The sequence below is a fragment of the Pseudarthrobacter chlorophenolicus A6 genome (assembly GCF_000022025.1).
GTDB classification, from domain to species: domain Bacteria; phylum Actinomycetota; class Actinomycetes; order Actinomycetales; family Micrococcaceae; genus Arthrobacter; species Arthrobacter chlorophenolicus.
The window spans coordinates 22,456-46,359 of sequence record NC_011886.1; the positions used below are offsets into that span (position 1 = coordinate 22,456).

Consider the following 23,904-nt stretch of genomic DNA (forward strand, 5'->3'; position numbering starts at 1 on the left):
GTCCGTTTACCGTGCGCAGGTGGGCGGGGTGCCCGGCTCCTGGCCGGTGGAACAGGTGGGCAGCGGCAACTGCGGAGAGGGAGCGGATTCCGCGGTGGCGGGGGCTGTCGCCGTAGGTGCCTCCGACGTGGGTGCCTGGGAGGTGGGTGCCGGCGACGGCGCGATGGCATAGGTGACGGTGATGGTTGAACCCGCAGGGACGGGACCCGTGGGGTTCAGGTCGAGGACCGTTCCAGGATCCTCCGTGCTTTCCTGCTGGACGCCATTGACTACCAGGCCCAACGCGGACAGTTCCGATTGGACGGTGCGGTAGTCCTTGCCCAGGTAGGCATCCGGGATCACGTTCACGGTTTCCTGGGTGGGGGTGGGGGTGGGCGTCGGGGTGGGCGTATCACGCGTCGGCGTCGGGCTGGGTGCCTGCGATGTCCTGGTGGGTGTGGCGCTGGTGGTCTTCGGGATGCTCGAGGTGGCAACCGACGTGGGGCTGTTGGACGGCGAGAACACCCCCATATTGTTGAGCAGGACACCCACCAGGGCGAACAGGACGAGCAGGATCAAAGCGATCAGCGGCCACGTCCACGGGCTGCGGCCCTTGCGCTGCGGCTCATCGGAGGGCTCGTCGTCGTACGTGGTCTCTTCCTGGTTCCAGTTACGCTCTGCGGCCAGCGCGTTGGCGCGGGCCAGCGGTCCCTGGGCTGCGTTGCCGTCCGGGGCGTCGCCGTCAGCGGCGTTGGCTGCGGCAGCACCGGCAGCGGCTCCGGCTGCTGCGGCTCCCACCACCGGGAGCGCGGAGGTGGCTGTGGGTGAGGAATCCCGCTGCGCACCGATCACGCCGGTGGGTGCGGTGGCCGTATCCACCGGCGCGGTGATGGGGCCGGTGTCCGGGGCGTCGAAGAGCAGCATGCCGGGCACTGCTGCGCGGGCCGCGCCGACGTCCCCGTTGCGGATGGCTTCAGCCGCCTCGGCGAGTTTGATGGCGTTGGCCGGCCGGTTCTTGGGGTCCTTGGCCAGCATGGACATCAACAGCGCGCGGACCGGTGTGGGCAGGGTCTCCGGCAGCGGCGGCGGTGCGTCATTGACCTGTGCCAGCGCGATGGCGATCTGGGATTCGCCGGAGAAGGGCCGGTGGCCGGTGAGGCATTCGTACCCGATGACGCCGAGGGAGTAGATGTCCGAGGACCCCGTGGCGGTCTGCCCGGTGGCCTGCTCCGGAGCCAGGTACTGGGCGGTACCCATCACCTGGCCGGTCTGGGTAAGCGGCACCTGGTCAGCCAGGCGGGCGATGCCGAAGTCCGTGACCTTCACCCGTCCATCCGGCGTGATCAGGAGGTTGCCGGGCTTGATGTCGCGGTGCACCAGGCCCTGGGCATGCGCTACGGAAAGCGCCCGGGCAGTCTGGGCCATGATAGACAGCGTGCGGTCTGGCGACAGCACGTGTTCATGCTCAATGATGCTGCTGAGGGGCTGGCCGGGAACCAACTCCATGACCAGGTAGGCGGAGCCCTCCTCCTCGCCGTAATCGAAGACGTTGGCGATCCCCACGTGGTTCAGGAGTGCGGTGTGGCGGGCCTCCGCGCGGAACCGCTGAAGGAAGCCGGGGTCCCCGGTGTATTCCTCCTTCAGAACCTTGATCGCGACGATGCGGCCCAGGACGAGGTCCTTTGCTTTCCAGACTTCACCCATGCCACCGATCGCGATCCGCGTGGTCAGCTGGAATCTGCCGCCGAGGGTGATTCCGGTTGTAGGCCTCACTTATTCAACACCGCCTCAAAAATTTTCTTCGCGTTCGGACTGGTCAGCTGTGCTCCGGTGGTGATGTCCACGCCCTCCATGACGATGGTGACGCTCACCTGCGGGTTGTTTGCGGGGGCGAAGCCGGTGAACCAGGAGTTGTTGGTGCCGTTGCCCAGCTCCGCGGTTCCGGTCTTTCCCGCCACCTGGACGCCCGGGACGCCTGCGCGGTTCGCAATTCCTTCGCTGACCGCGCTGACCATCCAATCGGTGATCTGGTTGGCGATCTCCGGCGTGGTGGAGGTCCGGAGCTGCTCGGGCTGCGGCTCGTCGATGACCCGCAGGTCCGGAGAGCGGAGGGTCTTGATGAGGCTTGGCCGCATCTGCACGCCATCGTTGGCTATCGCGGAGGTCATCATGTTCACCTGCAGCGGGGTGGCGCGGACATCCTTCTGGCCGATTGCGGACTGGGCGAGGCCAGGCGCGTCCAGTTCGTCCGGGAAGCCGTTGCCACGGGCGTAGCCGAGCTTGAGCTGGTCGCCCAGGTCTTCGCCGAAGCCGAACTTCTGTGCCTGCGAGGCGATGGCGTCACGGCCCAGGTCCAGCGCGATGCTTGCGAACGGGGTGTTGCAGGACTGCTGCAGCGCAAACGCGAAACTGGCGGTGTCCCTGGTGTAGCAATTGCCGCCGGCGTAGTTGGGAAGCCGGTAGGAGATGCCGTCGAAGGGCATTTCTGCCGGGTTGGGCAGGACGCTGTCCGCGTTGTACTTCCCGGAGGAAAGGGCAGCTGCCGTGTCCACGAGCTTGAATACCGAACCCGGGGCCAGCAGTTCACCCGTGGGGCCGCTGACATTTTGGTTCAGGTTGATGCCGGGCACCTTCAGGAACTCGTTGATGCTGGCGCTTTCGGCCTCGGGATCCTGGACGGCCACCTTGTTGGGATCGTAGGACGGCTTCGATGCCATGGCCAGGATGGCACCCGTTTTGGGGTTCGTGACCACGATGGAACCCCGCTGGCCATCGGGAATGAGGCTATATGCGAGCTGCTGGAGCTCGGGATCGATGGTGAGCTCAACGGAGGCGCCCTTGGGCTGGTTTCCGAGGAAGAGCTGGCCCACCCGGTCCAGGAACAGTTGGTCCGAGTCTCCGGTGAGCACTTCACCCATGGCCCGTTCCAGCCCGGTGGCACCGTAGTTCTGGGAGAAGTAGCCCGTCATTCCGGCATACAGTTCCGGCTGCGGGTACGTGCGCTGGAACTTGCAGGTTTCGGAGCCCGTTTCCACTGACTCGGCCACAGGGGTTCCGCCCACGATGATGGCGCCGCGGTCGCTGCAGTAGTTCTGCAGGATGGCGCGCTGGTTCAGGGGGTTGGCTTTCAGTTCATCGGCGCCCACCACCTGGACGAAGCTGAGCGCGCCGAAGAGCAGGGCGAACATGGCGACGGCCGCTATCCACGAGTGTCGTATGGCCTGGTTCATGCCTGCTTCACCGCCTCGGTTGGAGTATCAATGCCTGTAGTGTCTGCGCTCTTGGACGGCGGCAGCGGAGTGGTGTCCACCGGGCCGCGGGCTGTGTGCGATATCAGCAGCAACAGCCCCACGATGATCCAGTTGGCCAGGAGGGAGGAGCCGCCGGCTGCCAGGAACGGCGTGGTGAGGCCGGTCAGCGGAATCAGGCGGGTAACGCCGCCGATCACCACGAAACACTGCAGGGCCACGGCAAACGAGAGGCCGCAGGCAAGGAGTTTGCCGAAGGCGTCCCGGGTGCCAAGGGCCGCACGGAAACCGCGGGTCACCAGCAGCAGGTACATGAGGACGATGGCGAAGATACCGATCAGCCCCAGTTCCTCGCCCAGGGACGCGATGATCATGTCGCTGTTGGCGAACGGAACCAGGTCCGGCCGGCCCTGGCCCAGACCGGTGCCCACCAGGCCGCCGTTGGCCATGCCGAAGAGGCCCTGGATCACCTGGCGGCTGCCGTTCTCGTAGACCTCCGGAGTGAAGGCGTTGATCCAGCCGTTGATGCGCTGCTCCACATGGGAGAACACCCGGGAGGCCACGAAGCCGCCGCCGAGGATCAAGGCCAGGCCAATGACCACCCAGCTGATCCGGCTGGTGGCCACGTAAATCATGACGATGAACAGGCCGAAGAACAGGACTGAAGAACCGAGGTCCCGCTGGAAGATCAGCACGCCGATGCTGACCAGCCACGCGGCGATCATGGGTCCCATGTCCTTGAACCGGGGGAACTGCAGCGGGCCGATTTTGCGGCCGGCCAGCAGGATCAGGTCCCGGTTAGAGGAAAGATACCCCGCGAAGAATATGGCCAGGGTGATCTTGGCGACCTCACCCGGCTGGAACGTCATGGGGCCGAGCCGGATCCACACCCGGGCACCCAGGATTTCCCCTGCGCTGATGCCGGGAACGAGCGGCAGGACCAGCAACAGGGCGCTGGCAGCCAGCGAGATGAACGTGAAACGGCGGAGGATGCGGTGGTCCTTCAGGAACCAGATAACGGCGATGGCCACTGCCATGGCGATCAGCGTCCAGCGGAGCTGGTTGTTGCCCGTGTCCGCACCGGGGGGATCCAGGCGGTGGATCATGGCCAGTCCGAGTCCGTTGAGGGCAACCACCAAGGGAAGCATTATCGGATCGGCATACTTTGCACGGAAGCGCAGGACGCCGTGGAAAACCAGTGCTGCCACTGCGAGCAGGCTCGACTGGAACCAGAAATCTGAGTCGAAGGCCTTTTCCTTATCCACGCCCACCATCATGTTGGCGCCGATGCCCACGGCGAGGGCGAGGACCAGCAGCGCAAGTTCAACATTGCGTCGCGGCTTCAGGGCGGTGCTGAGCTGGCTCACTTGGCTCCCTCGCAGTTGACGGTGGGGCTGGGCGAAGGAGTGGGGCTGCCGGACGCCGGGGCGGCGGACGGTGGGGCCGCTGACGCCGTGGCGGACGGAGCCGGCGTGGTGGCCCCCGGAGTGGGCGAGGGCGATGCCGTAGCTGCGGGGCACTCCTCTTCCGGAGAAGTGGTGCCGGTAAGTTCGAGGTTCTTCACGATCCGCTGTGCGTCGTAGAGGTCGTTGGCGGGGACGGTCTGGCGGACCCGCTGCTGGGAAAACTGGGGGAGCGAATCCATCCGGATGTCGGTCACGGTTTCCAGGCTGGAGAGCTGGATGGGGCCAAGCCGCTGGGAGACCCCGTTGAAGATGGCAACGCGCGAATCTGATTCGCCCACGTAGTAGCGGGTCTGGGTCCAGGCGTAGCCGAGCCACAGTCCAACACCCAGGACCACGACAACCGCTGCCGCCACGGACCAGGTGATCCAGCGGCGCGGCTTCAGCGGCACCAGTGTTTCGTCGTCGTCATTGGCGGCCGGTTCAGCCTTGTGCGTGAGGACTGTGGCGGCCCTGCGGGCCACGGTACGTCCGGCGATGCTGGGGATGGAACCGGATTCCGCGGCGGTTGCGGCCGCGCCCACCAGTTCATGGGGGCGCGAGGACAGTTCTTCGCGCAGGACTTCAGCCGACAGGTGCTCCCCGAGGTGGGGGTCGGTGGATCCCGGGTCCGGTGCTTTGTCTTCCGCAGGCCCGGTGTCAGCTTCGCTGCCGCCGGACGTCGCGGTGCCTGCCACCGCGGATTTGGCCCCCGGGTCCCGGGCATCTTCTGCGTCGGTAGCGCGGATTTCCGGGATTCCCGCCTCCGGCGTGGTGTCAGCGGCCGGCGCGTCGGCGGACTGGGCGGTCCGGGCGGCGGGAATGACGTCGACGGCGGCCGTGCTGACGTCGTCGGGCGTTTCTTCCGCGATCTCGAGCATGATGACCGTGACGTTGTCCGGGGAGCCGGCCTCCAGGGTGAGGTCCACCAGGGTTTCCACGCACTCGCGGAGGTTCGGGGTTTCCTTGACCGTCCGCTCCACGGCGTGGCCGGCAACGTAGTTGAGGCCGTCGGAGCAGAGGAGCCAGCGGTCGCCCGGACGTGCCTCCAGGGTGTCCAGGTCCAGCTCGGGGCTGGCATCCACGTCGCCGAGCACGCGCATGAGCACGTTCTTGTGGGGATGCGTTTCAGCTTCTTCAGGCCTGAGCCGGCCTTCATCGATCAGCCGCTGGACGAACGTGTGGTCCACGCTGACCTGTTCGAATTCGCCGTCCCGGAGCCGGTAGGCGCGGGAATCGCCGATGTGGGCGAAGTGCAGCTTGCCTTCAGCGAGCAGCAGCGCTGTCACGGTGGTGCCCATCCCGGCAAGCTTGGGATTGATGTGGACCAGCTCTGAGAGCAGCGAATTTGCTGTCTGGATCTCGTCGGCGAGGATGGTGCCGGCGTCGCCCTCATAGTCCGCGCGGTCCAGGTGGATCATGTCCAGGACTGTGGCTGCGGAGGCGACGTCACCGCCGGCATGGCCACCCATGCCATCCGCTACGACGGCCAGGTGCCGGCCCGCGTAGGCGGAGTCGTCGTTCTTGGAGCGGATCCGGCCGACGTCGGACCTGGCCGCGTAGCGCATGATGAGGGGCCGCGGCGCGGGCTGGGGCCCGGTTGCGGGGTTTTCGGAAACGGCCACGGCTACGGCCTCAATTCGATGACCGTCTTGCCGATTCTCACAGGTACGCCTGGCTCAACGGGCAGGGCACGGGTAAGTTGCTGGTCCGCAAGGTACGTGCCGTTGGTGGATCCAAGGTCTTCGATGAACCAGCGGCTGCCCTGCGGAAACAGCCGCGCATGGCGGCCGGAGGCGTAGTCGTCCTCGAGGACCAGGGTGGCTTCCTGGGCACGGCCCAGCAGGACCGGACTGGCGGCCAGCGGAAGGGTGGTTCCCTTCAGTGGGCCCTCCACCACGACGAGTTGCCGGGCCTGCTGCTTAACAGGCTGCGGCGGAGCCTCGGCGAGATCCGGGTTTTTGCGGACTTCACGGGCGGTGGGGGCCCCGGAGGCAGCCTTGCGGCCCACCATCAGGTCCCGGCGCATGGCCGAGACAATGCTGAAGACGAGTACCCACAGGAGCAGCAGGAAGCCGAACCGCAGCGCGGTGATGGTCAGGTCGCTCATGCGTGGCCACCAGGGTTGGCAGGAAGCAGGCGGAAGATGATCTTTGTCCGTCCCATCGTGATGGTGGAGCCGTCAGTAAGTTCAACGCTGCCCGAAACCCGCTGCCCGTTGACATAGCTTCCGTTCGTGGAGCCAAGGTCCACGGCGCTGGTGGCACCGTTGGCAGTCCGGATTTCCAGGTGGCGGCGGGAAACTCCGGTGTCCTCCACGTGGATATCGGCCTCGGAAGACCGGCCCAGCACGATGGAGGGGGCGTTCAGCGAGTAGCGCTGGCCGTCGATGTCCAGGACCGGCTGCAACCTGACGGGCTGGCGGCTGGGCGCGGCCGGCACTGTGGGGCGCGACGGCTGGGCATTGCCGTTGCCTTTGGACTTTTCGGTGGAGGAAACGATCTCGAAGTCCCCGGCCCGGAGCTCGGAATCACGCCGGAAGGAGATGCGGACAGATCCCTGCAGCGTGTAGCCCTGGCTGCGGACGTGGTTGATGACGACGTCACAGAGTTCCTCGGCCAGCGGGGTTCCCCATTCCTGGGCCCGCTTGAAATCGTCGTCGCTGAGTTGGACATCGAAGACATTCGGGGCGAGGGTGCGTCCGGCCGCGACGGTGAGGGCCTTGTGGTCCACTTCCCGGCGCAGCTTGCTGGCGATCTCTACGGGTTCGACCTGCGCTTTTGAGCCGGTGGAGAAGACGCCACGGACGGCCTTTTCGATGCCGCGCTCCACTTTGTCCAGCAGACCCATGGTTCTCCTCCTTTCCCTCCGGCTGAGGGGCAGTTCGCAGTCCGGAACTTCACCCGGCGTTCAGTAGACACTCGCTGGTATGGCTGCGCACGGCAGCCACGCCTACATCCGATACTACTGGGCTGGCCTGCGAATGACCTTAATCCACAACGGCCCGCCGCCTCCAAAAGTTCGTCCCCGGGGCACTCCGGTCCCCGGCGGAAAGGCCAAGACGGCGGGTGGCCGCGCTCCGATATTTGGCGTTCTGCGGCCGGGTCCAGCTGGTCCCTTCCGCTCAATTGGTGTTTTGCGGCATGTGTCCGTTATGCTTGATCTCGCTGCTTTTACAAGACTGCGAATCGGGTAACCGGCCGTAGTGGAGTAGGAGAAGTTGCGCGCGAGTGGCGGAACGGCAGACGCGCTGGCTTCAGGTGCCAGTGTCCGAAAGGGCGTGGGGGTTCAAATCCCCCCTCGCGCACGCAATTGAGAAGAGCCCCGATCTGAGGATCGGGGCTCTTCCTGTTTAACTCCTGCCCGCGGATGCCCTATCAGTTTTCGTTGCCAAACCCGGGGTTTAAGGGCTTTAACTGATGGGGCAACCGGGAGCCGGCACGGGTATCGCCGCTACGGATGTACCGGGGTAACCAGGGAACCGTCCTCCGAGTAGGAGCGCAGGTTGGCGAGCGTCAGGTCAGCCATGGCTGCGCGCGTTTCATGTGTGCCGCTTCCCAGGTGCGGCAGGAGCACCACGTTCTCAAGCTCCAGCAGGTCCTGCGGAACCTTGGGCTCGTCAACGAAGACGTCCAGGCCTGCTCCGCCCAGCTTGCCGGACAGCAGCGCGTCCACCAGGGCGTCCTGGTCCACCACAGAGCCGCGGGCAATATTTATGAGATAGCCCCGGGGGCCCAGGGCGTCGATGACGCCGGTGTCCACCAGGCCGGTGGATCCCGGACCGCCGGCCGCGGCCACGATGAGTACGTCGCACCCGGCGGCGAGTTCACGCGGTGAGGCCGCGTACCGGTAATCGACCCCGGCTACGGGGTTCCTGCTGTGGTAGCTGATCTCGCAGTCGAAGCCTTCCAGGCGCCGGGCAATCACTTTGCCGATCCTGCCCAGGCCAAGGATGCCCACTTTGCGGCCGCTGGCTTTCGTGGCGAGCGGGAAGTTGCCCTTGCTGAGCCAGTCACCACGCCGGACGAACCGGTCCGCGGCGCTGATGCCCCGCAGCACATCGACGTAAAGCGCGACGGCGGTGTCCGCAACGCAGTCATTGAGTACATCTGGGGTGTTACTGACGATGATGCCGCGCTCGAATGCCTGTGCGACGTCGGTGGTGTCATAGCCGACGCCGAAGTTGATGACTGCGCGCAGGTTTGGCAGGGCGCGCATCAGGTCCGTCCCCACCCCGAACTTCCCGGACGTCACCGCCACGTCGAAGGTGCCGCCGTGCTGGCCCAGGAATTCCGCCCGTTCCTCCTGGCCGTCGGGAAGGCGGACCGCACCGTAATCCTTGGTGATGGATTCCTGGACGACTGGCATGAGGGGCCCCACCTGGAGGACAGCAATGTTCTTCATACACAGCACCCTAGGATTGCGACCCATACAGGTCCAACATGTAAATGGCATGGATCCATGCCCGGACTGTATTGATGGGCCAGCTCCGGCGGAATGACGCGGATCCCGCGCATCAGTGGTGCGCATCACAACCGCAAAAAGCGCCCATGGCCTCCGTAACGGCGCGGGAGGCCGGTGCCAAATCCCTTGTGGGCCCCCCCTTGCCTCAATTAGCTTGAGTCGAGCGCGGCCCCGGAAAGCGCCTGTTCAGCGATGGATCAGAACAGCAGGGGCGGTGCGCACCAAGTTTTCCAATTCGGAGGAACCCAATGACGTCTTCTTCAAAGTTTCCCTTTTCCACTGCAGCGGTGAAGTGGCCGGCCCTGGCCGCCGTGGCAGTCCTCGGCCTCAGCGGCTGCTCCGTCGCAAACTCCGATGGCGCAGGCGGCGGTGCCGCTGACACGGTGCGGGTGGTGCTGGGCCAGGAACCGCCCACGCTCGAAGCCTGCGAATCCAACCTCACCTCCACGGGCGTTGTGGTGCGATCCAATGTGACTGAGCCGCTGATCGAGCGAAACCCCCAGAGCGGGGAACTCGAACCCAAGCTCGCCACCGAGTGGAAGGCCACCAGTGACACCGAATGGACACTGAAGCTCCGCGAGGGAGTCAACTTCCAGGACGGAACTCCTTTCAACGCCGAGGCGGCAGCCTTCACGATTGACCGTGCCGTGAACTCCAAGCTCGGGTGCAACGTTGAAGGCTACGTCTTCGGCGACGCCGACCTCGACGTCAAGGCCGTTGATGCCACCACCCTGACCGTGACCACCCCGGAACCGGATCCCATCCTTCCGTTGCGGCTCTCCTTCCTCGAAGTGGTGCCGACGTCCACCAGCACCACCGAAAAGGTCCGTGAACCGATTGGCACCGGCCCCTACAAGATCGACAGCTGGGACGCCGGCCAGAAGATCTCGCTCAGCAGCTGGGACGGATACTGGGGGAACAAGCCCGCCTACGCCAAGGCTGAGTACCAGTGGCGCTCCGAAAGCTCGGTGCGTGCCGCCATGATCACCAGCGGTGAAGCGGACGTTGCCATGGGGCTGAGCCCGGATGACAACATCGGCGACCTCGGCGTTGACTACCCCAACAACGAAACCGTTGCGCTGCGGATGGACGCGAACGAAGCGCCGCTCAATGACATCCGGATCCGCCAGGCCGTTAACTACGCCATCGACAAGGAAGGCATCGTCAACTCCCTCTACCAGGGCAAGCACCAGGTGGCCGCCCAACTGGTTCCCGAGGGGATCGTCGGCCACAACGACGAACTGAAGGGCTGGCCCTTCGACCTCGAGAAGGCGAAGTCACTGGTTGCCGAGGCCAAGGCCGACGGCGTTGATACCTCCAAGCAGATTTCCCTGGTGGTCCGCAGTGCCCAGTTCCCCAAGATCACCGAACTGGCACAGGTACTCCAGGAACAGCTCAGCCAGGCAGGCCTGAACGTCAAGCTGAAGATGCTTGAGACCAGCCAGCACCTGACCTACCAGGTCCGCCCCTTCGCCGAGGATGACGGCGCGGTTGCCCTGATGACCCAGCATGGCAACCAGGCGGGAGACGCGGCCTTCACGGTGGACCAGTACATGCTCTCCACCGGTGCCCAGAGCTACTTCGGCACCCCCGAGTTCGACGCAATGATCAAGAAGGCAGACGCCGCGTCCGGCGATGATCGCCAGAAGGCCTTCGAGGAGATCTTCGCCTACCAGAACGACAAGGTGGTCCAGTTCGCCCACATTTCGCACCAGACGGGCATCCTGGGCAAGGCCAAGTCCGTCAACTACACGCCCAACTCCTCCAGTGGTGACGAGCTGCGCATCTCCGAGATGACCCCGGCCAGCTAACCGCCTCTTCCACAGAAAGGACGGCCATGCTGACCTACTTGAGAAAGCGCATCATCTCCAGCGCCCTGCCGCTGGTGGTGGTAGTGGTGGGCGTCTTCGCGCTGGCCAGGATGACCGGCAACCCGGCCGCCCTGTACCTGCCGTTGAACGCCACCCAGCAGATGCGGGACGACTTCACGGCCCGCAACGGCCTGGACCAGCCGCTCCTGGTCCAGATGGCCGACTACTTCGGCGGCGTGCTGCGGCTCGACTTCGGGCAGTCCCTGCGCACCGGCCAGGACGCAGCCGCCATGGCGCTGCGCGCTTTCCCGGCGACCCTCCAGCTCGCGGCCACCACCATGGTGCTGGCCGTGGTGCTGGCGGTCATCGTGGGCTGCTGGGCTGCGCTGAAGCCAAACGGCATCGCGGACAGGATCTCAAGCTTCATCTCCATGGCCGCCGCATCGATCCCGGACTTCTGGCTGGCCATTGTGGGCATCTGGATTTTCGCGATCACCCTGGGCTGGGTCCCCACATCCGGTGTGTCGGGGGCAAGCGCCTGGGTGTTGCCCATCGCCACGCTGCTGCTGCGGCCGTTTGGTGTACTGGTGCAGATTGTCCGCGGCTCCATGGTGTCCGCGCTGTCCGAGCCGTACATCAAACTGGCCCGCAGCCGCGGCGCCGGCGAGCTGCGGGTGGTCACCCACCACGCCCTGCGGAACGCCGCCGCGCCGGCCCTGACTGTCGCCGGTGACCTCACCGTGGGCCTCGTCAACGGCGCCGTGGTGGTGGAGACCATCTTCGGCTGGCCGGGCATCGGCAAGCTGATGATCGATTCGATCCTCCAGCGCGACTTCGCCGTCCTGCAGGCGGCGGTGCTGCTGACCGCCGTCGCGATCTTTGCCCTGAACATCCTTATTGACATGGGTTACGCGCTGCTCGATGCGCGCGTCCGTCCCGTGACGGTCAAGGCCTAGGAGGAACCATGACGAGTTCATTGACTGACGACGCCGCCCAGGAGGGGCAGGAAGACCGGCAACCAGCCAAGCAGCCGCCCACCAGGAACGCCCCGCCCAAGGACGGCCAGCCCAGCCTGTTCCGCCTCCTCCTCAAGGACCGGTTCGCCACCGTCGCCGCCTTTGTGCTGTTGCTGGTTGGCCTGACCGCCCTGGTGGGCCCGGCGCTCATGGGCGATCTGGCCACCAAGCAGAACCTCCTGTTTGCCAACAAGGCGCCGTTCACCATGGCGCACGGCTGGGAGTACTTCCTGGGCAGCGATTCCCTGGGCCGCAGCATGCTGGCCCGCCTGGTGGTCGCCAGCAGGACCACCCTGTCCGTGGCACTTCCCGCCGTTGCCGTGGCCCTGGTCATCGGTTCACTGTGGGGTGTCTGGGCCGGCTACCACCGCGGCTGGCGGGAGAACGTGTCCATGAGGATCGCCGACGTGATCATGAGCTTCCCCTCCCTGCTGCTCGCCGTCGTGGTCCTCTACGTCTTCAGCCCCTCAGCTGCCAACATCGTCCTGATCCTGGCGCTGACGCGTATTCCGATCTACCTGCGAACGGCCCGCGCCGAATCGGCCGAACTGCAAAGCCGCACCTTCGTGGACGCGGCCCGGACCTTCGGCGCCAAACCCAACGCCATCATCGTCCGGCACGTCATCCCGGTGGTGCTGCCGACGCTGCTGACCCTGGCCACCCTGGAATTCTGCTACGTCATGCTGGCGGAATCCTCGCTGAGCTTCCTGGGCATCGGCATCCAGCCCCCTGACGTGAGCTGGGGCCTGATGGTGTCGCAGGGGCGGCAGTACCTGCAGACCGCCTGGTGGCTGTCCATCTTCCCGGGCGTCGCCATCGTGGTCACCACCATCGCCGCCAACGTGCTGGCAGCCTGGCTCCGGATCGCCACCGATCCCGCGCAGCGCTGGCGCCTGGCCCTTCCCCGCAAACGGCTGATCGCCCGTATCCCAGTCAAGGAGGCACAGCCGTGAAAACAGCTGCCGACCCATCGACCCTCCGGCGCACCCGCGGAAGCACCGCGACGGAGAGCCAGGCCCACGACGTCGTGCTCCAGGTCAGCGGCCTCGCCGTGGACATCAGAACCCACCGCGGCACCGTCCGCGCCGTCAACAGCGTGGGCTTCGAAGCCCGGGCAGGGGAGACCCTCGCCCTGCTGGGTGAATCCGGCTGCGGAAAATCCATGACAGCCAAGGCACTCGCAGGCATCATGGACCCGGTATGCGACCTCGCCGACGGGCAGATTGTCCTGAACGGGACGGACCTGGCCGCGCTGACCCCGAAGGAACGGCTGAAGTTTGCCGGCCCGGAACTGGGCATCGTCTTCCAGGATGCACTGACCGCACTAAACCCCGTCTACACGGTGGGCACGCAGCTGGGAGAGGCATTCCGGATCCACCGTGGCCTGAACGCCAAGCAGGCCCGTGCCGAGGCCATCGACCTGATGAAGCGCGTGGGGATCCCGGAACCCGAATCGAGGGTCAATTCCTACCCCCACCAGTTCTCCGGCGGCATGCGCCAGCGCATCCTCATCGCCATGGCAGTGGCGCTGAATCCGAGGCTGCTGATCGCCGATGAGCCCACCACCGCCCTGGACGTCACAGTCCAGGCGCAGATCATGCAGTTGCTCCGCAAGCTTCGCGAAGAGGGCCAGATGGCCGTCATCCTCATCACCCACGACCTTGCGGTGGTGGCTGAGGAAGCCGATTCGGTGGCTGTGATGTACGCCGGAAACGTGGTGGAGAGCGGGCCCGTGGCCGAGGTCTTCGCCGATCCCCGCCACCCCTACACCAAGGGGCTGCTGGAATCCGTGCCCGTCCACCTGGAACGCGGTGACCAGCTCAAATCCATCCCCGGCAGCCCGCCGGAGCTTCACGACATCCCGTCGGGCTGCGTCTACCAGTCCCGCTGCCCCATGGTGCAGGACATCTGCCGCGCCGAGCGCCCGGCACTGCGCCCGGCAGGCCGCCGTCGTGCGGAAAACGGCGCCGCAACCGCCACGGCGGACCTGGAACGCACCACGTCCGCAGGAACCAACGACGGCGGCGCAACAGCCCGTCCGGTGCGCACGGCTGCGTGCCACTTCAGCGAGGAGATCACCAATGCCTGAACCGCTGCTGAGCATTGAGGGCCTGACCAAGACGTTCCACGTGGCCAAGAGCGCCAGCGGGAACACCAGACTCAAGGCCCTGGACGGCATCAGCCTCACCGTGGGCCGGGGCGAAACCCTGGGCCTGGTGGGCGAGTCCGGCTGTGGCAAGTCGACCCTGGCCCGCACGCTGATGATGCTGGAAACCCCGGATGAGGGGACGGTCAGCTTCGAGGGGACCAACCCGTTCGGCCTCAAGGGCAAGGAACTGCTGGCCTGGCGCCGGCGGGTGCAGATGGTCTTCCAGGACCCTTTCGCTTCGCTGAACGCCCGGATGAGTGCCGGCGACATCATCGCCGAGCCGTGGGCCACCCACCGGAGCCTCTACCCCTCGTCCCGGGAGCGGGATGAACGGGTGAAGGAACTGCTGCAGATGGTGGGGCTGCGGGCGTCCGACGCGCGGAAGTCGCCGCAGGAGTTTTCCGGCGGGCAGCGCCAGCGCATCGGCATTGCCCGGGCGCTTGCCCTGAAGCCGGACGTCATCATCCTGGACGAGCCGGTGTCTGCGCTGGACCTGTCCGTCCAGGCCCAGGTCCTCAACCTGCTCAATGAACTGCAGAAGGAACTGGGCGTCTCCTATATCTTCATCTCCCACGACCTCACCGTGGTCCGGCACGTTGCCGACAGGGTGGCCGTGATGTACCTGGGCAGGATCATCGAGACAGGGGAAACCGAAGAGGTCTTCGACCATCCCCGACACCCCTACACCGCGGCGCTCATGTCCGCTTCGCCCAAGCTGGACGTCAGCGGCGCCAAGCGGGACAGGATTGTCCTGCAAGGCGAGCTGCCCTCCCCGCTGGATCCGCCGTCGGGCTGCCATTTCCGCACCCGGTGCTGGAAGGCCCAGGACATCTGTGCGGAGGTGGCCCCTGAACCGCAGGTCCTGACAGCCCCGGACGGCCGGCGGCACCTGGCCGAATGCCACTTCCCGCTCGACACCATCAAGGGCCTCACCGGCGCCGCGGCCGCAGCGTCAACCGCCAACGCCTTGTGACAGGCGCCGAGTACGCCATCATCGCCGGAGCCATTTTCCTGGCGGCCTGCCTGCAGGCCTCCAGTGGCTTCGGCATGGGCATGCTGGCGGCGCCGGTGATTGCCATCATCGATCCGGAACTGCTGCCGGCCACCCTGATCCTGCTCGCCCTGCTGGTCACCGTCATGGTGACGGTGACCGAGCGGCAAAGCCTGGACCTGCGCGGTACGGGCTGGGCGCTGGTGGGCCGGGTGCCGGGCAGCATGCTCGGCGCCTGGCTGGTGGCGATCACTTCGCGGGAGGGAATGGCCTGGGTGGTGGTGGCCGTGGTGCTCGCCGGGCTGGTCCTGGCAGGCCGCGGCTGGGTGCCGCGGCCCGGCCGCACCAACCTGGTGGTGGCGGGAGCCGCCTCCGGGATCATGGGTACCGCCACGTCCATCGGTGGCCCGCCCATGGCGCTGATCTGGCAGGGCCACGAGGGGCCGCGGCTGCGCGGAACCATGAGCGCCTTCTTCATGGTGGGCTCGGCGATCTCGATGGCCTTGCTGTGGCTGGCGGGCACCGTCACCGAGCACATGCTGGTCCTGGCGCTGTGGATGGTTCCGGCCGTCCTCGCCGGGTACGCGGTATCCCGCTACGTCAACCGGTTCCTCAGCCGGGCACGCCTGAGGAAACTCGCCCTGGGCGCCTCAGCGCTGGGCAGCGCAATGCTGGTCATGCAACTGCTGCTGGGTCTGTCCTGACCACATTGCGCAGCGGCAGGCCGCCCGCCAGCTGCCGGATGTTCGCGGCGATGTCCCCGGCACGGCGCTCGAACGTCACCCGTGCGTGGCCCGAATGGTGCGGGGTGAGGACAGTGTTCTCCAGTTCCGTGAACGGCCATTCCGCCGGGGGAACCACGCCGCCGGCAGGCGTACCCCACCATACGTCCAGGCCGGCGCCGGCGATCCGCCGCTCCGAGAGGGCGGCGTAAAGTGCCCCCTGGTCCACCACGGCGCCGCGCGCCACGTTGATCAGGAACGCCGAGGGCTTCATCGCGCCCAGCTCTGCAGCACCAATCATTCCGCGGGTGTCCTCGGCAAGGGGCACGGTGACCACCACGACGTCGGAACCCGCCAGGAGGGCCGGCAGATCGGAGTTGCCGCCCACCCAGTCCAGCTGGACCCCTTCAGGCAGGGTGGCGGCCGGGTTGCGGCGCACGGCCCGGACCTTCATCCCCATGGCACCGGCAACACGGGCCACCTCCGCGCCGATGGATCCCAACCCCACCAGGCCGAGCGTCAGGTCGCTGAGCACGGGATGGAACGGAACGTCCGGGGTGGTGGCGATGGTCCGCCACTGGCCGTTCCGCACCTCGCGGTCCGCCCGGACCACATTCCGCGACAACATCAGGGTGACCATCAGGACATGCTCCGCAATGGGCCGGGCATGGTGGAACGTATTGGCCACCGCGGCACCCGGCGCCAGGTGCGGGAAGGAAATTTTGTCGTAGCCGGCCCCGGTCACATGGACCAGCCGGACGTTGCCGGCAGCTTCCGCTTCATGCGGGGGAAGGGCGGAACAGACGACGACGTCGGCACGGGCAAGTGCCGCGGCCCGCCTTTCCGGGGGCCAATCCGCAGCCATGTCCCAGTGGTGCGCGCCGCCGTCGGACCTTAACGCCTCCTCGAAGCGGCTGATGATGGGATCGGTGACCACGATCCGAAGGGACTGGATACTGCCCGGCTCCGCAGGCGCGCTCACCAGCGGGGGCTCTGCAGCTGGTAGGAGGGGTGGAGCCGCTGCATGTAGCCGGTATCGTCACGGCTGCGCAGCCCGCAGTCCAGGTACTGGCGGTGCAGGCGGTCCAGGGCGTCCCGGTCAATGATGATGCCGAGCCCGGGGGCCGTGGGAACCGCCACGCCGCCGTCGGTGAACCGGAGGACGCCGCCCTCGATGACGTCCTCCTCCGGGTCCTTCCACGGCCAGTGCGTATCGCAGGCGTAGTCGAGGTTGGGGGTGGCCGCCGCAAGGTGGACCATGGCGGCAAGGCTGATGCCAAGGTGGGAGTTTGAGTGCATCGACAGTCCCAGCCCGAAGGTTTCGGTGATCCCGGCCAGGAACTGGCTGCGCCGCAGGCCGCCCCAGAAGTGGTGGTCGGACAGGATGACGTCCACTGCTCCGGCCGCGACGGAGGGGGCCACGTCCGCGAAGCTGACAACGCACATGTTGGTGGCCAGCGGCATGCCCACTTCCCTGCGGACCGCGGCCATGCCCTCGATCCCCGGCGTGGGGTCCTCCAGGTACTCCAGGACGCCGTCCAGTTCCTTCCCTACCCGGATGGAGGTCTCCACGGTCCAGGCGGCGTTGGGATCGATGCGCAGCGGCAGGTCCGGGAACTCCGCGCGGAGGGCCTGGATGGCGGCGATCTCCTCCTCGGGCGGGAAGACGCCGGCCTTCAGCTTCAGGGCGCCGAACCCGTAGCCGTCCACCATCGCCCGGGCCTGCCGGACAATGCCTTCCGGGTCCAGCGCAGCACCCCACCGGTCCGCCTCCTGGCCGGGATGCCCTTCCCACTTGTAGAACAGGTAGCCGCTGAACTGCACGGAATCCCGGACTGCCCCGCCCAACAGGTCGCTGACGGGACGGCCCAGGAGCTTTCCCTGGATATCCAGGGCCGCCACGTCGAAGGCGGACAGGACGCGGTCCGCGGTGCTGGACCCGGTGACCATGCCGCTCATGCCGTGGCCACCCTCGATGGTGTCCACGCTCAGGGCCTGGGCGATGCGGCCGCGGAGGGTGTTGATGTTGAACACGTCCACGCCAGTCAGAGAGTCGGCCGCCAGCTGCAACCGGGCGAGGTGGCCGGCGTCGCCGTAGGTCTCGCCGAAGCCTGAGACGCCGGAATCCGTGAGGACTTCGATGATGGCGCGCAGGGCGAAGGGTTCATGGACACCCACCGTGTTAAGGAGCGGCGGGTCCTTGAACGCGACGGGCGTGATGGTCACGCCGGTGATGCGTACCTGGCCGAGGTGGTGGGAAGGGTCGAATGCCGTGGTCACTGCGTTGTGCTCCTCGAGTGGGCGAAGGGTTGCTTTGTGTGGTCCTGTTCACAGACGATATGGGAAGCAATCGATACAGGTCCAAGCTAATTTCTGCACTCGACAATCCAGTAAAGGTATTGATGTTTTCGCTGCCCCAGTTAGAAGCCTTCGTCGCCGTCGCCGAAGAACTGCATTTCGGCGCCGCCGCCGAACGGCTCAATATGACCCAGCCGCCGCTCAGCCGGCAGATCCAGATGCTGGAAAAGAAGCTCAACACCACGCTGTTCAGCCGGACAAGCCGCAAGGTGGAGCTGACCGCAGCCGGTGCCACCCTGCTGCCCAGGGCACGGCAAATCCTGGACATGTGCATCAAGACGGACATGGACGTCCGCCGGGTTTCCTCCGGGCAGGCGGGAACCATCACCGTGGGCTACACGGCGATTGCCGGCCAGAGCGCGCTGCCCATGATGCTGCGCAAGGCCGCGGAGGGGATGCCCGGGGTGTCCTTTGTGCTGCGGGAACTGGTGTCCACGGACCAGATGGACGGACTGGTGAAGGGGAGCGTGGACATCGGCCTGCTGCGGCCCATCGTTGCCCGCCCCGGGGTGGTGTTCCGGCCGCTCATGCAGGACAGGCTGGTGGTGGCCGTGCCGGAGGGTAGCCCTGTGCTGGGCAACACCCGGATCCCGGACGGCCAGCCGCTGCCGCTGGGATCCCTGGACCGCCGCCCGCTGCTGATGTACTCCACCAAGGAAGCCCGGTACTTCCATGACCTGGTGCTGCGCCTGTTCGCCAGCGCCGGCGCCCACGCGAACATCACGCAGTATGCCAGCCAGGTCCCGGCGCTGCTGGCGTTCGTGCAGGCGGGGCTGGGCGTGACGCTGGTTCCTGCCTCGGCCATGGCCTTCGCTCCGCCCGGGGTGGAGTTCCACGAAATAGACGGCCGCCACGGCATGCAGGAACTGAACCGGGTGGACCTGGAACTGGCGTGGAACGAGGAAACCGCAAACCCCGCGGTGCTGCGGCTCCTGGACCTGATTGGGGAGTCTGTGTCCGCTTAGCTGGACGGCCGTGCGGAGGCCTTGAACCGGCGTCGGGAGTTGGCCAGGTGGCTGCGCATCGCGGCGGCGGCCGCAGCCTCGTCACCGTCGGCGATGGCGTCCAGGATGGACCGGTGCTCCTGGACCACCTGGTCGAAATGGTCCCGGGCGTAGTGCTCGACGCCGGTCATCAGCCGGGTGCGCGGCATGGCAATCATCGTCTGGCCCAGGGCTGCGAGGCAGTCGGAGTAATACGGGTTGCCGGAGGCCGCCGCCACCGCCCGGTGGAAGTCGAAGTCCGATTTCATGGCATGGGACGGGTGGCCAGCGCTGTCGGTGAAGGCCTCCAGCGCAGTGCCCACCGCCCGCAACTGCCGCTCGGTGTGGTTGCGCGCCGCCAGGGCCGCGGCCTCAGTCTCCACGCCCATGCGGAATTCCAGCAGGTGCAGCCGGTCCTCGGTGGTGGCCACCGGACGGGCCCCGGGCACTGCCTGGGGCCCGTCCGACGGCGGCGTGAGGGCGAAGCTGCCGCGCCCCCGTTCGGTTTCCACGAGCCCTTCGGCCTGGAGCCTCGTCAGCGCGGCACGGACCACCGTCCGGCTCACGCCGAAGTCGCTGATCAGGGTGTTTTCGCTGGGAAGCTTCTCACCCGGCTGGATGATGCCGTCAACAATGCGGTTGCGAAGGTCGGCGGCGAGGTCCGCGGTGAGGTTCCGGCTCATGGCTCAAGGTTACGGCTTTGGCGTTACGCGCCGAACTCCACGGAATCGGTGGTCCAGGCGCGGGCCTGGTCGCTGAGCGTGACGCCAAGGCCCGGGCGGTCCGGAACGATCATGCGGCCGTCCTTGGTTTCCAGGCGCTCGTTGAACAGCGGGTCCAGCCAGTCGAAGTGCTCCACCCACGGTTCGCGGGGGTAGGCCGCGGCGAGGTGCAGGTGGATTTCCATGGCGAAGTGCGGTGCGAGGCCCAGGCCGCGTTCATCCGCGAGGGCGGCGAGGCGGAGGAACTGGGTGATGCCGCCGACGCGCGGGGCGTCGGGCTGGATGATGTCGCAGCCGTTGGCGGCGATGAGGCCCTTGTGCTCGGCCACGGAGGCCAGCATTTCACCGGTGGCGATGGGGGTGTCCAGGACCTGGGCCAGGTGGGCGTGGCCTTCGAAGTCGTAGGCATCCAGCGGCTCTTCGATCCAGACCAGGTTGAATTCCTCGAGGCGGCGGCCCATGCGCAGGGCCGTGGCGCGGTCCCACTGCTGGTTCGCGTCCACCATCAGCGGGACATCCCAGCCGATGTGTTCGCGGATGCCGGCCACGCGGCGCAGGTCTTCGGCGGAGTCCGGCAGGCCCACCTTGATCTTGATGCCGCCAATGCCCTCCTCGATTGACTGGGTGGCGCGGGCCTTGACCTCGTCCAGGGTGGCGTTGAGGAAGCCGCCGGAAGTGTTGTAGGTCTGCACGGAATCGCGGTAGGAGCCCAGGAACTTGGCCAGGGGGAGGCCGGCGCGCTTGGCCTTGAGGTCGTAGAGGGCGATGTCGATGGCGGCCAGGGCCTGGGTGGCGACGCCGGAACGGCCCACTGAAGCGCCGGCCCACAGGAGCTTGGTGTAAATCTTGGCGATGTCGTTGGGGTCCTCGCCGATGATGCCCTCGGCTACTTCCTTGGCGTGGGCGTACTGGGCCGGGCCGCCGGCGCGCTTGGAGTAGCTGAAGCCGATGCCGGAGTGGCCCAGTTCGGTGGTGATTTCGGCGAAGAGGAAGACCACCTCGGTCATGGGCTTCTGCCGGCCCGTGAAGACCTTGGCGTCGCTGATGGGAACAGCAAGGGGAAGGCGGGCGGTGGACAGCTTGACGTGCCGGATGAGGTCGACGGTGCTCATGAATTCTCCTAAGGGCGGGACTGGGCTCCTTCGCCCACCTTCTTAGGATACAAGTTTATAACTTGTACTACAAGCATGATTTCGCCAGCCTCGTTATTTGCTTCCGGGTCAGTCCGCCGTGCGGAGTCCTCCCAGCCCCGCCACCAGGGCATCCAGGCCCAGCGTGAAGGCGGCGTCGGCGGCCGGCACCCCTTCGCCTGTGGATCCGCGGACGGCGGCGGAGAAGTATGGCGTGGATTCGGCCATGGTGCCCGGGTCGAAAATGTCCTCCGGTGCGGTGACGTCGTAGGCTGAGCCGAAAATGAAGGACTCGAGTGCCACGATGGCGGAGATGATCCGCTCCTGGGGGAATCCGGCGTCGAGGAATCCCTTGCTGACCGTCTCGTACATGGCCAGCGTCTGGGGTGCGTCGGTCACCGGCAGGACGGCGATGACCGGAATCAGCGGTGTGTGCTCGGCAAAGACGTTGCGGTAACTCCAGGCCCACGTGCGGACCGCTTCATCCCACGGGGCGGCGCCAAAGGATGAAACGTCCACCAGGGACATCAGGTGGTCCTCCACCAGCAGCAGGACGTCCTGCTTCGACGACACGTGGTTGTAGAGCGCTGAGGGCGCCACGTCGAGGATTTTTGCCAGGGCGGCCATGGTAAGCCCGTCGTATCCCTTCCGGCTGACAAGTTCCAGGGCCGCTGAGGTGATCCCCGCCTTATCCAGCACAGCGGAGGATGGCCGTCCGGCGCGCCGTCGCCGCGAACCGCCGTCGGTGGCCTGGCGTTGCTGTGCTGCTGGTACTGCCGGCAATTGCTGCCCTTTCCTCGGTGTCCTCCGCATTATTGCATCAGGCACTTCCGCTGCCCGGCCGGACGGGCTATAGTTCTAGTAAATGAATGCCATTCATTTAGTGGTTTCCATCACCCGGGACCGCAGAGAGGACATCATGCTGAACCTGAACCGCGACGTCGTTGTCGTAGGGGCCGGGCCGTCCGGACTCACGGCCGCCCGTGAACTGAAGAAGGCTGGCCTCAGTGTCGCCGTGCTTGAGGCCCGCGACCGCGTGGGCGGGCGCACCTGGACCGGAACTGTGGATGGAGCCACGCTGGAAATCGGCGGCCAATGGGTATCCCCGGACCAGGAAGCCCTCCTGGAACTGCTCCAGGAACTGAACCTGGAAACCTACCCTCGCTACCGCGACGGCGAGTCCGTCTACATCGGCTCGGACGGCGTCCCCGTGCGCTACACCGGCGACTCATTCCCCGTGGACCCGGAAACCGCCGTCGAAATGGACCGTCTGGTGGCCATCCTGGACCAGCTCGCGGCCGAAATTGGACCCGCCGAGCCGTGGGCGCACCCGAAGGCCCGGGACCTGGACACCATCTCGTTCCACCACTGGCTGCGGCAGAACTCGGCCAGCGAGGAAGCCTGCAAGAACATCGGCCTGTTCATCGCCGGCGGCATGCTCACCAAGCCCGCGCACTCCTTCTCTGCCCTGCAGGCCGTGCTCATGGCAGCGTCCGCGGGCTCCTTCACCAACCTCACGGACGAGGACTTCATCCTCGACCGGCGGGTTGTCGGCGGCATGCAGCAGGTCTCGCAACTGCTGGCGCAGGACCTGGGCGACGACGTCGTCCTTAATTCACCAGTGCGCACCATTAATTGGGAGCCCGACGCCGAGGGCGGGCACCGCGTTACCGTCCAATCGGACCGCGCCACCGTCAATGCCCGGTTCGTCATCATGGCTGTCCCGCCCAACCTGTACTCGCGCGTCTCCTTCAACCCGCCGCTGCCGCGCCGCCAGCATCAGATGCACCAGCACCAGTCCCTGGGCCTGGTCATCAAGGTCCACGCCGTGTACGCCACCCCGTTCTGGCGGGACAAGGGGCTCTCCGGGACCGGCTTCGGCGCCGACGCCCTGGTCCAGGAGGTCTACGACAACACCAATCATGGCGATGCCCGCGGCACCCTGGTGGGCTTCGTGTCCGATGAGAAGGCCGACGCCGTCTTCGAGTTGAGTGCCGAAGAACGCAAGGAGGCGATCCTGGCCTCCGTCGCCGGTTACCTCGGCGACGAGGCGCTCACCCCCGAGGTGTACTACGAATCCGATTGGGGTTCCGAGGAATGGACCCGCGGCGCCTACGCTGCCAGCTACGATCTCGGCGGCCTGCACCGGTACGGGAAGGACCAGCACGCCCCGGTGGGCCCCATCTACTGGTCCTCCTCCGACCTTGCCGCCGAGGGCTACCAGCATGTGGACGGTGCCATCCGGATGGGCCGCCGCACCGCGGAACGAATCGCTGAAGTGGCGCGCGTGTCCGTTCCCGCGGGTGCCTGACCCCGCTGGCAAATAAGCATGCTTACTAATAGGCTGGCGGTGGGGAGCGTCCCCGACTCCAGACGAACGAGGTGAAGCATGACTGACCCCCAGGGCATCAGCAAGGTTACTGAGATCATCAACGATTCCAAGATCGGCATGGTCACCACCATCAACGAAGAAGGCGCCCTCGTCAGCCGGCCGCTGGCCGTCCAGGAGGTCAAGGACGACGGCGACATGTGGTTCTTCACCGGGCTTGGCACCTCGCAGGTTGCGCACGTCCGCGCGGACTCCCGCGTGAACGTTTCCTTCGGCAAGAAGACGGAGTGGGTCTCCGTTGCCGGGACCGCCGAGGTGGTCACCGACCGCGCGAAGATCCACGAAATGTGGAACCAGGTTGTCGAAGCGTGGTTCCCGGACGGCCCGGACACTCCCGAGGTTTGCCTCCTGCGGGTGGACTCGGACTCGGCCGAGTACTGGACCAGCCCCGGCGGCACGGCAGCCACGGTGCTGCAGTGGGTCAAGTCCAAGGTGACAAACAGCCGGATGAGCGTCGGTGAAAGCGGAACAGTGGAGCTCTAGGTCCGCCTGAACCCGGG

21 protein-coding genes and 1 tRNA gene are annotated in these 23,904 nt (G+C 66.4%); 10 read left to right on the forward strand and 12 right to left on the reverse strand.

What is annotated here, in order from left to right:
* Window positions 1-6: 6 nt before the first annotated feature.
* The 6 genes from ACHL_RS00115 to ACHL_RS00140 are packed head-to-tail and all read right to left on the reverse strand — an operon-like array spanning window position 7 to window position 7,519.
* Window positions 7-1,752: a protein kinase domain-containing protein gene (locus tag ACHL_RS00115; protein WP_012630760.1), complete on the reverse strand. Its 1,746-nt coding sequence runs from the start codon at window positions 1,750-1,752 to the stop codon at window positions 7-9.
* The gene (locus ACHL_RS00120) at window positions 1,749-3,209 is read right to left on the reverse strand and encodes a peptidoglycan D,D-transpeptidase FtsI family protein (RefSeq protein ID WP_012630761.1); all 1,461 of its coding nucleotides are present in this window, start codon (window positions 3,207-3,209) and stop codon (window positions 1,749-1,751) included. Before ACHL_RS00120 ends, ACHL_RS00115 begins: the two co-directional genes overlap by 4 nt.
* Entirely contained in the window at window positions 3,206-4,594 is a 1,389-nt protein-coding gene (locus ACHL_RS00125; RefSeq protein WP_012630762.1) for an FtsW/RodA/SpoVE family cell cycle protein, read from the reverse strand. The genes ACHL_RS00120 and ACHL_RS00125 overlap by 4 nt, the downstream gene beginning before the upstream one ends.
* Window positions 4,591-6,294, reverse strand: coding sequence for a PP2C family protein-serine/threonine phosphatase (locus tag ACHL_RS00130; protein ID WP_012630763.1), 1,704 nt, complete (start codon window positions 6,292-6,294; stop codon window positions 4,591-4,593). The genes ACHL_RS00125 and ACHL_RS00130 overlap by 4 nt, the downstream gene beginning before the upstream one ends.
* Window positions 6,295-6,296: 2 nt before the next feature.
* The gene (locus ACHL_RS00135; RefSeq protein WP_012630764.1) at window positions 6,297-6,779 is read right to left on the reverse strand and encodes an FHA domain-containing protein FhaB/FipA; all 483 of its coding nucleotides are present in this window, start codon (window positions 6,777-6,779) and stop codon (window positions 6,297-6,299) included.
* Window positions 6,776-7,519 (reverse strand): FhaA domain-containing protein, encoded by a 744-nt coding sequence (locus ACHL_RS00140; RefSeq protein ID WP_012630765.1) that lies wholly within the window; start codon window positions 7,517-7,519, stop codon window positions 6,776-6,778. The genes ACHL_RS00135 and ACHL_RS00140 overlap by 4 nt, the downstream gene beginning before the upstream one ends.
* Before the next feature lie 374 nt (window positions 7,520-7,893).
* On the opposite strand from ACHL_RS00140, the gene ACHL_RS00145 reads away from it, so the two are divergent.
* Window positions 7,894-7,976: transfer RNA gene (locus ACHL_RS00145), tRNA-Leu, on the forward strand.
* Window positions 7,977-8,122: 146 nt separating this feature from the next.
* Here the strand turns inward: ACHL_RS00145 and ACHL_RS00150 are convergent.
* Window positions 8,123-9,073: a 2-hydroxyacid dehydrogenase gene (locus tag ACHL_RS00150; protein ID WP_012630766.1), complete on the reverse strand. Its 951-nt coding sequence runs from the start codon at window positions 9,071-9,073 to the stop codon at window positions 8,123-8,125.
* A 308-nt stretch (window positions 9,074-9,381) separates the two neighbouring features.
* Here ACHL_RS00150 and ACHL_RS00155 point away from each other — a divergent pair, with 308 nt between their 5' ends.
* Genes ACHL_RS00155 through ACHL_RS00180 form a run of 6 tightly spaced genes read left to right on the forward strand, consistent with a single transcriptional unit; the run spans window position 9,382 to window position 15,804 of the window.
* On the forward strand, window positions 9,382-10,944 hold the full coding sequence (locus tag ACHL_RS00155) for an ABC transporter substrate-binding protein (protein WP_012630767.1): 1,563 nt from the start codon (window positions 9,382-9,384) through the stop codon (window positions 10,942-10,944).
* A gap of 26 nt (window positions 10,945-10,970) precedes the next feature.
* Window positions 10,971-11,900 (forward strand): ABC transporter permease, encoded by a 930-nt coding sequence (locus tag ACHL_RS00160; protein ID WP_012630768.1) that lies wholly within the window; start codon window positions 10,971-10,973, stop codon window positions 11,898-11,900.
* 8 nt (window positions 11,901-11,908) lie between these two features.
* Entirely contained in the window at window positions 11,909-12,913 is a 1,005-nt protein-coding gene (locus ACHL_RS00165) for an ABC transporter permease (RefSeq protein ID WP_012630769.1), read from the forward strand.
* On the forward strand, window positions 12,910-14,049 hold the full coding sequence (locus tag ACHL_RS00170) for an ABC transporter ATP-binding protein (RefSeq protein ID WP_012630770.1): 1,140 nt from the start codon (window positions 12,910-12,912) through the stop codon (window positions 14,047-14,049). Before ACHL_RS00165 ends, ACHL_RS00170 begins: the two co-directional genes overlap by 4 nt.
* Window positions 14,042-15,082, forward strand: a complete 1,041-nt coding sequence (locus ACHL_RS00175; protein ID WP_012630771.1) for an ABC transporter ATP-binding protein — start codon at window positions 14,042-14,044, stop codon at window positions 15,080-15,082. Before ACHL_RS00170 ends, ACHL_RS00175 begins: the two co-directional genes overlap by 8 nt.
* Complete coding sequence (locus ACHL_RS00180; protein WP_012630772.1) at window positions 15,079-15,804, forward strand: sulfite exporter TauE/SafE family protein; 726 nt, start codon at window positions 15,079-15,081, stop codon at window positions 15,802-15,804. Before ACHL_RS00175 ends, ACHL_RS00180 begins: the two co-directional genes overlap by 4 nt.
* Here the strand turns inward: ACHL_RS00180 and ACHL_RS00185 are convergent.
* Both ACHL_RS00185 and ACHL_RS00190 read right to left on the reverse strand, forming a co-directional pair.
* Complete coding sequence (locus tag ACHL_RS00185) at window positions 15,776-16,804, reverse strand: 2-hydroxyacid dehydrogenase (RefSeq protein WP_012630773.1); 1,029 nt, start codon at window positions 16,802-16,804, stop codon at window positions 15,776-15,778. The two genes, ACHL_RS00180 and ACHL_RS00185, sit on opposite strands and share 29 nt — an antisense overlap.
* A complete protein-coding gene (locus tag ACHL_RS00190) occupies window positions 16,801-18,102 on the reverse strand; it encodes a glucarate dehydratase family protein (protein WP_012630774.1) in 1,302 nt (433 codons plus the stop codon). Before ACHL_RS00190 ends, ACHL_RS00185 begins: the two co-directional genes overlap by 4 nt.
* A gap of 122 nt (window positions 18,103-18,224) precedes the next feature.
* Between ACHL_RS00190 and ACHL_RS00195 the strand changes: the two genes are divergently transcribed.
* Entirely contained in the window at window positions 18,225-19,145 is a 921-nt protein-coding gene (locus ACHL_RS00195) for a LysR substrate-binding domain-containing protein (RefSeq protein ID WP_012630775.1), read from the forward strand.
* Here ACHL_RS00195 and ACHL_RS00200 read toward each other — a convergent pair.
* The 3 genes from ACHL_RS00200 to ACHL_RS00210 all read right to left on the reverse strand — a co-directional run bounded on the left by ACHL_RS00200 (window position 19,142) and on the right by ACHL_RS00210 (window position 21,798).
* Entirely contained in the window at window positions 19,142-19,846 is a 705-nt protein-coding gene (locus tag ACHL_RS00200; RefSeq protein WP_012630776.1) for a FadR/GntR family transcriptional regulator, read from the reverse strand. The two genes, ACHL_RS00195 and ACHL_RS00200, sit on opposite strands and share 4 nt — an antisense overlap.
* A 23-nt stretch (window positions 19,847-19,869) precedes the next feature.
* Window positions 19,870-20,997: an L-talarate/galactarate dehydratase gene (locus ACHL_RS00205; RefSeq protein WP_012630777.1), complete on the reverse strand. Its 1,128-nt coding sequence runs from the start codon at window positions 20,995-20,997 to the stop codon at window positions 19,870-19,872.
* A gap of 108 nt (window positions 20,998-21,105) precedes the next feature.
* Window positions 21,106-21,798, reverse strand: a complete 693-nt coding sequence (locus tag ACHL_RS00210) for a TetR/AcrR family transcriptional regulator (RefSeq protein ID WP_050767055.1) — start codon at window positions 21,796-21,798, stop codon at window positions 21,106-21,108.
* A gap of 82 nt (window positions 21,799-21,880) precedes the next feature.
* Between ACHL_RS00210 and ACHL_RS00215 the strand changes: the two genes are divergently transcribed.
* On the forward strand, window positions 21,881-23,326 hold the full coding sequence (locus ACHL_RS00215; protein ID WP_081434779.1) for a flavin monoamine oxidase family protein: 1,446 nt from the start codon (window positions 21,881-21,883) through the stop codon (window positions 23,324-23,326).
* A 78-nt stretch (window positions 23,327-23,404) separates the two neighbouring features.
* Window positions 23,405-23,887 (forward strand): pyridoxamine 5'-phosphate oxidase family protein, encoded by a 483-nt coding sequence (locus ACHL_RS00220; RefSeq protein WP_012630780.1) that lies wholly within the window; start codon window positions 23,405-23,407, stop codon window positions 23,885-23,887.
* Window positions 23,888-23,904: the final 17 nt, after the last annotated feature.

Coding starts and splice junctions, on each gene's coding strand:
- ACHL_RS00120 (WP_012630761.1), bottom strand. CDS start 3,209: ATGAACCAGGCCATACGACACTCGTGGATAGCGGCCGTCGCCATGTTC.
- ACHL_RS00135 (WP_012630764.1), bottom strand. CDS start 6,779: ATGAGCGACCTGACCATCACCGCGCTGCGGTTCGGCTTCCTGCTGCTC.
- ACHL_RS00140 (WP_012630765.1), bottom strand. CDS start 7,519: ATGGGTCTGCTGGACAAAGTGGAGCGCGGCATCGAAAAGGCCGTCCGT.
- ACHL_RS00150 (WP_012630766.1), bottom strand. CDS start 9,073: ATGAAGAACATTGCTGTCCTCCAGGTGGGGCCCCTCATGCCAGTCGTC.
- ACHL_RS00155 (WP_012630767.1), top strand. CDS start 9,382: ATGACGTCTTCTTCAAAGTTTCCCTTTTCCACTGCAGCGGTGAAGTGG.
- ACHL_RS00160 (WP_012630768.1), top strand. CDS start 10,971: ATGCTGACCTACTTGAGAAAGCGCATCATCTCCAGCGCCCTGCCGCTG.
- ACHL_RS00165 (WP_012630769.1), top strand. CDS start 11,909: ATGACGAGTTCATTGACTGACGACGCCGCCCAGGAGGGGCAGGAAGAC.
- ACHL_RS00175 (WP_012630771.1), top strand. CDS start 14,042: ATGCCTGAACCGCTGCTGAGCATTGAGGGCCTGACCAAGACGTTCCAC.
- ACHL_RS00195 (WP_012630775.1), top strand. CDS start 18,225: ATGTTTTCGCTGCCCCAGTTAGAAGCCTTCGTCGCCGTCGCCGAAGAA.
- ACHL_RS00200 (WP_012630776.1), bottom strand. CDS start 19,846: ATGAGCCGGAACCTCACCGCGGACCTCGCCGCCGACCTTCGCAACCGC.
- ACHL_RS00205 (WP_012630777.1), bottom strand. CDS start 20,997: ATGAGCACCGTCGACCTCATCCGGCACGTCAAGCTGTCCACCGCCCGC.
- ACHL_RS00215 (WP_081434779.1), top strand. CDS start 21,881: ATGAATGCCATTCATTTAGTGGTTTCCATCACCCGGGACCGCAGAGAG.
- ACHL_RS00220 (WP_012630780.1), top strand. CDS start 23,405: ATGACTGACCCCCAGGGCATCAGCAAGGTTACTGAGATCATCAACGAT.